General features: G+C 43.2%; 8 protein-coding genes. 4 read left to right on the top strand and 4 right to left on the bottom strand.

What is annotated here, in order from left to right:
* Positions 1-343: 343 nt before the first annotated feature.
* Entirely contained in the window at positions 344-766 is a 423-nt protein-coding gene (locus RM368_RS37030) for a hypothetical protein (protein WP_322698674.1), read from the bottom strand.
* 76 nt (positions 767-842) lie between these two features.
* Positions 843-1,418, bottom strand: a complete 576-nt coding sequence (locus RM368_RS37025) for a TIGR04376 family protein (protein ID WP_322698673.1) — start codon at positions 1,416-1,418, stop codon at positions 843-845.
* A 149-nt stretch (positions 1,419-1,567) separates the two neighbouring features.
* Between RM368_RS37025 and RM368_RS37020 the strand changes: the two genes are divergently transcribed.
* Entirely contained in the window at positions 1,568-3,121 is a 1,554-nt protein-coding gene (locus RM368_RS37020) for a DUF3131 domain-containing protein (RefSeq protein WP_322698672.1), read from the top strand.
* Between the two features lie 276 nt (positions 3,122-3,397).
* Here RM368_RS37020 and RM368_RS37015 read toward each other — a convergent pair whose 3' ends face one another.
* Positions 3,398-5,851: an ATP-dependent Clp protease ATP-binding subunit gene (locus RM368_RS37015; RefSeq protein WP_322698675.1), complete on the bottom strand. Its 2,454-nt coding sequence runs from the start codon at positions 5,849-5,851 to the stop codon at positions 3,398-3,400.
* Positions 5,852-6,198: 347 nt separating this feature from the next.
* Between RM368_RS37015 and RM368_RS37010 the strand changes: the two genes are divergently transcribed.
* Entirely contained in the window at positions 6,199-6,495 is a 297-nt protein-coding gene (locus RM368_RS37010; RefSeq protein ID WP_322698671.1) for a DUF3288 family protein, read from the top strand.
* Positions 6,496-6,842: 347 nt separating this feature from the next.
* Here RM368_RS37010 and RM368_RS37005 read toward each other — a convergent pair whose 3' ends face one another.
* On the bottom strand, positions 6,843-7,700 hold the full coding sequence (locus RM368_RS37005; RefSeq protein WP_322698670.1) for a neutral zinc metallopeptidase: 858 nt from the start codon (positions 7,698-7,700) through the stop codon (positions 6,843-6,845).
* A 720-nt stretch (positions 7,701-8,420) separates the two neighbouring features.
* Here RM368_RS37005 and RM368_RS37000 point away from each other — a divergent pair.
* Together RM368_RS37000 and RM368_RS36995 are read left to right on the top strand one after the other, a co-directional pair.
* Positions 8,421-9,383, top strand: a complete 963-nt coding sequence (locus RM368_RS37000; protein WP_322698669.1) for a hypothetical protein — start codon at positions 8,421-8,423, stop codon at positions 9,381-9,383.
* A 105-nt stretch (positions 9,384-9,488) separates the two neighbouring features.
* A complete protein-coding gene (locus tag RM368_RS36995; RefSeq protein ID WP_322698668.1) occupies positions 9,489-9,662 on the top strand; it encodes a hypothetical protein in 174 nt (57 codons plus the stop codon).
* Positions 9,663-9,795: the final 133 nt, after the last annotated feature.

The following is a 9,795-nucleotide window of genomic DNA, read 5'->3' as shown; positions in this document are numbered from 1 at the left end:
GAAAGCTATGTCACTTATACAGCAAGCTCTTTAGCTCCACTGTCGCCCCCTGAAGATTTTCTTAACAATTTCTGGAGCTACTGCTTTTACTACTGGGCCCACAATAGCTAATAACTCTACACTCATATTGCTTGGTATATATAGTTTATATACATACTACACGCTTATTAGCTTTGTCAGTGGCTGCGCGAATTTTACAACCGATTCAGGGACGGGATAATTTTGATTTACCTGCAACTGTTGCTTTTTTCCATGAGCAACAGCAATAAACCTATCCTATTATTCTAAAAATCCTAATTATTGTCGTCAAATGGCTGTAATTTTAATCATATTATTACCCCCCTTAATCCCCCCTTGCAAAGGGGGGAAATAAGAAATCTTGTTCTCTCCCCTTTGCAAAAATCTGCTGCTGATTTTGAGCTATCGCCAAGACGGGAAATAAGAAATCTTGTTCCCTCCCCTTTGCAAGGGGAGGGTTAGGGTGGGGTAAAACTGACGCGAAAAACCAAGTGAGTAAGCTATTTCTGGCGTACGCATTTGTTATTTCGGCGATCGCATTTGTTACTTTTGCGAACACAAAAGCTATTTCAGCGAACGCAAAAGCTATTTTGGCGAATACAAAAGCTATTTCGGCGAACGCAAAAGCTATTTCAGCGAACACAAAAGCTATTTCGGCGAACGCATTTGTTACTTTGGTGTTCGCATTTGTTGCTTTTGCGAACGCATTTGTTATTTCGGCGTACTCATTTGTTACTTTTGCGAACACAAAAGCTATTTCGGCGTACTCATTTGCTATTTTTGCGTACGCAAAAGCTATTTCGGCGTATTTTAGCCAATAAGCGCTACTTCTGCATATTCCGCTTCATTTGCTCTAACTCATCCTGAGTTTCCCAGCTACGGAACTTCTCTTCTAAGTCATCAAAACCACTAGAAAAAGTGCTAGTTTGATTCGACCAGCCAATGGTTTCCGAACGCTGCTGGGTTTGCGCTTTAGCACGGGCTGTTTGTGCTTCGGCAGCTTTAGCTTGCACTTCCTGTCGGCGTTGCTGAATTTTTTTCAGTAATTCCTGAGATTGGTTAATGCGTTCTTTCAGCCCTTGCATGTGTCCCCAGCGCTGATTTCCTTCGCGCAATAGGGCTGCTTCTCGCTCAAGAGCAGCCGCCGCCAAATCCTCTCTATTGGCGTTTTTGGCTTTTTGAATGCGGATATGCCAACGCTGAATTTCTTGCGCGGTGGAGAGAATTTCTTCTTCCGATCGCTTTTCTTGTAATTTTAAATCTGCGATTAGCCTTAATGTGTCTTCTTCTTGCTCACGCAGCTGTTCTAGCAGCGCCTCTAACTCCAAATGTGGATTGTTACGCAAGAATTCTTCTAAACGGTTTTCTAGAAACCGACTCAAATCATCAAATAAGCCCACTGCTAGAACTCCAGAGATCGGGTGCGTGACTATTTTATTGTAGTAGTCAGGTGGACTTCTCGGTGTTAGTTAGATTTCAAAGTTGGGAAGAATGTATTTGGTGAAACTACGCAAATAACTTTTACTTACAACATAAGGCTTTAATCAGTATGAGTTCTGACTTTCAACCACCACCTAAGAGCTTGTCCGTACTAGCTACTGTAGGAGGAGTCGTTACCGCAGCGATCGCGATCGCACTTTTAAATGGTTGGTCTAAGAAACTTTCCAATACTTCTATTATAAAAAAAGCTGAAATATCAACATCCCCAACTACTTTACAACCCCAACCCCCTGTTTTTGGTGTCCAAGATGCTGAAATAGTTGCCAGCCTTGATGCTAAATCCGTAGTTTTGCCAGGTCAACCGATTCCTAAGAATCAATTAACAGTAGCCATAATTCCATACGTTGCTCCTGGAGTTGGAAAATTAACCCCAGAAGAAATGACAACGGCGCGTCAAGCTTGGTCATACTTCCAGCGCAACTGGAACGATGAAACCGGCTTGATCAATTCTGTTGATGGCTTTGCCTCGATAAGTATGTGGGATCAGACAGCAGCGATCGCCGCCTTAGTCAGTGCTAAAGAACTGAATATCGTGCCTGCGGCTGAATTTGAAGCCAAAATGAGCAAAATGTTGAATACACTGGCGTCAATGCCATTGTATAAAGGAGAACTACCCAACAAAGTTTACAATGCGAAAACTCTCGTACCCGTTAATTATGGTCAACTAGATAAACGAGAAGAAATTGGCTGGTCAGCCATTGATTTAGGAAGAATGGCAATCTGGCTGAAGATTGTCGAGGCAAAGTATCCAGAAATGCGATCGCAAACAGAAGCAGTTTGGAAACACTGGCAAGTCAAGCGTCTGACCACAAACGGTCAAATGTATGGTACTGCTGTCATCAAAGGCAAAGAACAATACAATCAAGAAGGTCGCTTGGGCTATGAGAATTATGCTGCTTATGGTTTGAAGCTTTGGGGTTTGGATGTTAAAAAGGCTTTAGATTATCAGTCCCATACTGCCTTTGTCGATCTTTATGGACAAGGAATTCCCTACGACAAACGGGACTATAAAAACTCTGGAGCCAATAATTACGTTCTTAGCGAACCCTATATTTTAGATGGCATTGAAACTGGGTTTCAAGCTTTGCCTAAAGCTTATGCCGATCGGATTTTAGCTGCCCAAGCCGCGCGTTATGAAGCAACAAAACAATTAACCGCCGTCACCGAAGACAACTTAGATCGCGCGCCATACTTTGTTTACAGCAGCCTATTTGTCAACGGACAACCTTGGGCAACCATTGCCGATACCAGAGAACAGCACAACAATTTGCGATTCCTCAGTGCCAAAGCTGCGATCGGCTGGCATGTGCTTTATAACACTGATTATACCCGTCAGTTATTTGATTTCGTTCAAGGCAATCTTAAGTCTCAAGAAGGCTGGTACAACGGCTTTTATGAGTCTCTGCGTCAGCCGAATAAAACTCTCACCGCTAACAATAATGGTGTAATTATGGAAAGCTTACTGTATAAACAAGTTGGGCAGCCACTTACTGTTTGGGCAGGAGTCAGGAGCTATAAGTCAACCGAGAAAACTTTGAAGAAGAATCCAGAAATCAGAAATCAGAATTCAGAATCCTCTACTCATAAAGGGATAAAGTTTTAAGGCGAGAATATTTTAATTTTTTTCGCCCACAAGGGGCAAGGTTTTAAACCAATATTCATTACCCAGTCGTACAGAATTCAATTCTGAATTCTGACTCCTGAGTTCTGAATTCTTCTTATAAATCGCATAAAAAAACCCCTAGCATTTCTACTAGGGGTGAGAAATAATACCATTTCACTTGATGTTTGTCTGAGATGACCCTGTTTGTGCCTCTGCTCTAGGCAAGAGGCTGGAGTGTTTCTCAAATATTACAGTAAAAAGCGATCGGGTATAAAATTAGCCAACATTTGCCAAGAGCAATTCTCGTTTTTCTGATTTTTGTACTCTCACTTGAGAGTCATCATCAACATCGATGAGAGCTGTGTCTCCATCTGTAATTTCACCAGACAGCATTGCTTCGGCAAGAGAATCTTCTAAGAGGCGCATAATTGCCCGACGTAATGGCCTAGCGCCGTAGCTGGGGTTATAACCTTCTTGTACTACAAGCTCTTTGAAGCGATCGCTAACTTCTAGGATAATTCCCTTTTCTGTCAAGCGGCTAGCAACATCGCGAAGCATAATTTCGGCGATTTGCTTAACTTCATCCTTGGAAAGCTGGGTGAAGACGATAATCTCATCAAGGCGGTTAAGGAATTCAGGACGGAAGTAAGCTTTCAATTCCTCATTTACCAAGGTGCGAATCCGGTTATAACTAGCGTCGGCTTGAGTGTCGAAATCAAAGCCTAAACCACTACCGCCTTTTTCAATCACCTTGGAACCGATGTTAGAAGTCAAAATGATCAGCGTATTCTTGAAGTCCACTTTCCGACCTTTGGCATCGGTAAGATGACCGTCATCCAAGAGTTGCAGCAGCATATTGAATACATCGGGGTGTGCTTTTTCGATTTCGTCGAATAGCAGCACTGTATAAGGTTTGCGCCGCACGGCTTCTGTCAGCTGTCCGCCTTCGTCGTATCCGACATAACCAGGAGGCGAACCAATGAGCTTGGCGACGGTGTGACTTTCCATGTATTCGGACATATCTAGCCGAATCATCGAGTCTTCCGCACCGAAGAAGTAGGCAGCTAGTGCCTTCGCCAACTCTGTTTTACCAACTCCGGTAGGCCCAGAGAAGATAAAGCTGGCAATCGGACGATTGGGATTTTTCAAACCAACGCGGGCGCGACGGATACCGCGAGCTACAGCCGTGACTGCTTGCTCTTGTCCGATGAGCCGCTGATGCAGAGTGTCTTCTAGATGTAAAAGCAACTCTGACTCAGATTCAGTGAGCTTGTTAACTGGTACGCCAGTCCAAGAGGCAACGATTTGGGCGATGTCTTCTTCATCAACTACAGTCGAGTTGACAGGTTGCTCGTTTTGTGTAAAGGTTGCTTGCAGTTGTTCTGCGAGTTTTAACTCTTGGTCGCGCAGTTGTGTAGCTTTGTCAAAATCTTGGACTCTGACTGCTGCTTCTTTTTCTTTGGTGACACCAGCGAGTTCGCGCTTAAGTTCTTTATTGGGAGAACTTTGGGAGTTCCGCAAACGAACGCGAGAACCAGCTTCATCAATCAAGTCTATTGCCTTATCTGGCAAGAAGCGATCGCTAATATAACGGTCTGATAATTCTGCGGCGGCGACAAGTGCTGAATCCAAAATTGTGACTTTGTGGTGCTGTTCGTAAGCACCGCGCAAGCCGTAGAGAATTTGTACGGTTTCCTCTACCGATGGTTCTCCAACCTGAATCGGTTGGAAACGACGCTCTAGGGCGGCATCGCGCTCGATATGCTTCCGATACTCATCGAGGGTGGTTGCGCCGATGCACTGGAGTTCACCCCGTGCTAAGGCAGGTTTGAGGATGTTGGCTGCATCCAAGCCGCCTTCTGTACCACCAGCGCCAACCAAGGTGTGAATTTCATCAATCACCAAGATGATATTGCCGACAGTGCGGACTTCTTCCACAACTTTTTTGATGCGTTCTTCAAAATCGCCACGGAAGCGAGTTCCAGCTACCAATGACCCCATATCGAGGCTGATAACTTGTTTGTCTTGCAAACTTTCAGGAACATCCTGATTGATAATCCGTTGAGCTAGACCTTCAGCGATCGCAGTTTTGCCAACTCCTGGTTCTCCAATCAACACCGGGTTATTCTTAGTCCGGCGACCGAGAATTTGGATTGCCCGCTCAATTTCCTTCTGGCGACCAACTACAGGGTCGAGTCTGCCTTCTTGGGCTAATTTGGTCAAATTTCTGCCAAACTCTTCCATTGTTAGCGGTTGGGTGCGCTTTTGACTACCACTACCAGCAAAAGCTGGTGCATTATCACCCAAACGGCGAACTATCGCACTGCGGACACTCTTGAAGTCAACCCCTAGATTTTGCAGTACTTTGGCTGCGACACCTTCACCAGCCTCGGTTAATCCTAAGAGTAAGTGTTCAGTGTTAATGTAATTCTGTCCTAGACTATGAGCTTCTTTAAACGATTGCTCGAAGAGGCTTTTGACTTTAGGAGTAAAAGGAATTTCTGGTGGTACAAAGCCAGAACCCCTACCAATAATTTTTTCTACCTCGCGACGTGCATCTTTGAGGGTAACGCCTAATTCAGCTAGCACTTTAGCAGCAACCCCAGTTCCTTCTCCCATTAAACCCAGGAGAATTTGTTCTGTTCCTACAAAGTTGTGTCCCAGGCGACGGGCTTCCTCCTGAGCTAACATAATTACTCTAATGGCTTCGGAAGTGAAGTGTTCAAACATAATGGGTTCTTGCTCCCTCGCTGCTTGGACTTTGGGTGAGATAAAATTCACCCTCATCTAAAGTTTTTTGTATTTTCTTAAGAACAATGTAACTTTATTTAAAGTTAAGTGGCAGTGGTGAGAGCCGTAAGACATCAGGTGTACTTGCCGTCTAATGTGAGTTAGGAGTTGTGAGTTGGGAGTTAGGAGTTATGATTAAGTAAAAAGTTATCAATTTTACAATTAACTTTTACGTACAGAAGATTATTTTCTTTTGCCTTTTCTGCTCCTCTGCTCTCGGCTAAACTTAAAAACCAAGACTCATCACTCTTAACTTATAACTTTTAACTCCTAACTCAGGACTGACAATGACTGAAGCAACGGCCGGTAAAGATCAACAACATCCACTTTATAACCGCGATCGCCCCCTTATTGATATTTTACTCGCTCAACAGGCAACAGACTATAACTTAGCAGAATTGGCTAGGCTGCGAATGCGTTATCAAGGGTTTCCAGGGGCGAGAGACATTCAAAAAGACCTAGATAAAGTCTTGCAACAGTGGGGTTTGACCGAAGCCGAGCTTTTTGAGAAAACTCGTCAAATTCACGATTTGGGTGGAATTTACAAAAGCCGTGGAAAAAAGGACGAGCAAGATTGGAATTAGTTATGGGGCATTGGGCATTGGGCATTGGGCATTGGGAAAGAGGAGGCAGAAGGCAGCTATGCTGGAGGCAGAAGTTCTAAAATGTTTGAATTTTGAATTTTGAATTTTGAATTGATTTCTCCCCCTACTCTCCTGCCCTCAAAGCGATAGAATATTTTTTTAATTGGAAGTCCCTTGTAGCGATCGCTTCCTCAATTTCTGCTCCTGCATCGGGAAAGTTTTGTCAATAAAGCTCGATAGTTGCCAAAGAATCGTAAACACTTGAAATACAGCAGATTTCAAGTTTGTTTACCCAAATATCAAGCGTATTTTACTCCTGAATTCTGAATTCTGAATTCTGCTCTATTTTAAAAATTTGTCCTGGCAAAAGTATTACATTTCTGAGGATCGCCCGTTTGGATACCTTGTTTAAACCAACGAACCCTTTGGGCTGAACTACCATGTGTAAAAGATTCTGGCACAGCATAGCCTTTAGCTTGTTTTTGCAAGCGGTCATCCCCAATACTGCTAGCTGCGTTCAATGCTTCTTCAATATCACCTGTTTCCAGAATTTGCCGCGAGCGTTGAGCATGATTTGCCCAAACGCCTGCAAAACAGTCTGCTTGTAATTCTAATCGCACAGAAAGCTGATTTGCTTGTGTCTGACTCGCTTGGTTCTGCAAACCTCTAACTTGCTGCGAAATCCCCAGTAAATTTTGGACATGATGCCCAATTTCATGAGCAATCACGTATGCTTGAGCAAAATCTCCAGGTGCCTGATATTTAGTCTTCAAATCGCGGTAAAAACTCAAGTCAATATACACTTTTCGATCGCGCGGACAATAAAACGGCCCAACTGCTGAACGTGCAAATCCACAAGCAGACTCTACCGCTCCTGAGTAAAGAACTAACTTTGGTTCTACATAACTTTTTCCATCTTGCCGAAACAACTCACTCCATGTATCTTCTGTATCAGCCAGTACAACAGATACAAAATCCGCCATTTGATCTTGAGTTTGAGATCCTGTTGTTTGAGGTGACTCAGCTACCGGCCTATCATTTGGTGGGGAATCTTCTTGCCAAAGGACACTAGGATCGCCACCCAATAGTAAAACCAATAGCGATATAAGTGCTGCTCCTACGCCCCCACCCACGACAGGAGCGGAAATCTTCATCCCACGCCGATCTTCAACATTTGTACTCCGACGACCTATTTGCCAACGCATAATTGCTGCTTACCAAACTCATAAAAAAATACAGCTTGAACTAGGTAGGATGAAATCTACACAAGCCTTTTAGCTATAAAAAGAAATATTACTGATTCTATGTATCGATCTCTTCTGCCTACGGACAAACTATAAATAAAGCACAGTCAGCCTTTAGGAAGGTTTTGTTAAATAGGTTGCCCATCAAATCACACAGAATTCCCGGACTCCTTATAGAGAAAACCACAGTCAAGACAAAAGCGAAATTTCAAAGACTTAATTTGCATCCCATGACCAAGCTCTGAGAATTTGGGATATCAACACAGAGGAATGTCGTTATGTCTGCGTTGGACATACACATCTAGTTGAGGCTGTTCTGTGTCACTCAATACAGTTCGGTTAAAGGTGAAAGGGTAAAGGGGAAAGGTTTTGAATACATCTTTTCCCCTTTACCCGCAAACCCATTCCCCAGACCACAGGGAAAGTAAAAAATGCTTATCTGAACCGTATGCCGTGTCACTCACTAATAATAATTTCGCATCAGTTAAGGGTCTTTCCATCTTGGTGTATTCATTTTTTGACTTGCACCGTTGAAGGTGTTATTGCCTACCTCATGAGCGAGAGAATGTATTTTATTACTAAGGATAGTTTTGAATTGAACCAACTCGTATTTAAGATAACAAGTACTGAAGAATCAACTTTGTCAGCGATTAATCTTTCCCCTGGGACCAAGGAGTAATTATGGTTTTAAGTCAATATCAACGTGCTGTAGGCGTATTTACTCATCGGATAGATGCAGAGCGGGCAATACATGAGTTGAGAGCTTCTGGCTTGGCAATGGAGAAAGTATCTATACTTGTACAAAATTCAGATCGCAATCATGAGATTGCCGCTGATCAAGTTAAAGAGGACACTGGTGATAAAGCTGACGAAGGTGCAACAGTAGGAGGACTTTCAGGGGGCGCTGTTGGTGGGTTAACTGGTTTATTGGTGGGTCTTGGGACTTTAGCAATCCCTGGAATTGGCCCAATAATGCTGGCTGGAGCAGCAGCAACTGCTTTGGTTACAACCCTTGTTGGGGCAAGTATTGGTGCTGCCACTGGGACTTTTGCTGGTGCATTAGTTGGTTGGGGAATGTCGTCAGAGCAAGCTAGAGCATATAACGAGCGAGTAGAGGAGGGACACTATTTAATAATCGTTGATTGTACATCTTTTGAAATTGCTAAAGTAGAAGAAATATTACAGCGTTGGGGTATTGAAGAGTTTGGTATTTACGAGCATCTCAACAGTGAATATGAAACTACAAATTCTCTGACCACAACGACTTCTGCTACTGCAATTCCAAATAAAACTGGGATGATGTCTAAGTATAGTGTTAGTTGCTTTAATAGCATAGATAATGCTGAAGCAGCAATTAAGGATATGTGTATTGCAGGTTTTTCTGTAAACCAGATTTCCTTAATTTGCAAAGACTTTTCTCAATTAGTTGTGCCAATAGGCATTAATTTAAGTGAACGCTTTGATGCTATGAGGTTAGGAATAGCAGATGAGTGGGCACGCTTTTATAATGAGCAAATAGAGCAAGGCAATTACATACTTATCGTTAGTGGCACAGAGCGCGAGCAAGATATAGCTAGGTCTATTCTGAGCAATTATGGGGTTCAAGAGTCTCAAATTTATGACCCAATGTTAATTCGCTATTAAAAGCGGCTACTGTCATTAATGGGAGCAAACTTATTTAAGTTTTGGAAGATACAGCAGAATTCAGAATTTAGGAGTAAAACACAATACTGGCGTGTCAAGGCTAAAATGTTGCAATCAATTTTCTTGTGGGGCGGGTATCTTACCCGCCAAGGACGGGCGAGACGCCATTGGTGTCAAGTTAAAGCTTCAGCCCAGATGTCAAGCGACCTAGCGGCGTTACCGTCGGTGTCGTTGGCGAACAGCTTTAACCAAGCCCATAGAACGCTGATGCTCAACTAACCAAGGAATAAGTTGTAGTTGTGGATTTTGCGCTCGCGCGCGATCAAAAAAATATAAACTGCGGAAAACCATCTCTACGGCAGGGTAAGCTCATCTAAATTGGTATAGTATGAACTTGACAAAAGAAACAAGA

The organism is Nostoc sp. DedSLP03, from assembly GCF_034530815.1.
Taxonomy (GTDB): domain Bacteria; phylum Cyanobacteriota; class Cyanobacteriia; order Cyanobacteriales; family Nostocaceae; genus Nostoc.
This window is presented reverse-complemented; position numbering and strand designations above follow the sequence as displayed.

Excerpts from the sequence above, each read along its gene's own strand:
- RM368_RS37020 (WP_322698672.1), top strand. The coding sequence starts at position 1,568 with ATGAGTTCTGACTTTCAACCACCACCTAAGAGCTTGTCCGTACTAGCT.
- RM368_RS37015 (WP_322698675.1), bottom strand. The coding sequence starts at position 5,851 with ATGTTTGAACACTTCACTTCCGAAGCCATTAGAGTAATTATGTTAGCT.
- RM368_RS37010 (WP_322698671.1), top strand. The coding sequence starts at position 6,199 with ATGACTGAAGCAACGGCCGGTAAAGATCAACAACATCCACTTTATAAC.
- RM368_RS37005 (WP_322698670.1), bottom strand. The coding sequence starts at position 7,700 with ATGCGTTGGCAAATAGGTCGTCGGAGTACAAATGTTGAAGATCGGCGT.
- RM368_RS37000 (WP_322698669.1), top strand. The coding sequence starts at position 8,421 with ATGGTTTTAAGTCAATATCAACGTGCTGTAGGCGTATTTACTCATCGG.
- RM368_RS36995 (WP_322698668.1), top strand. The coding sequence starts at position 9,489 with ATGTTGCAATCAATTTTCTTGTGGGGCGGGTATCTTACCCGCCAAGGA.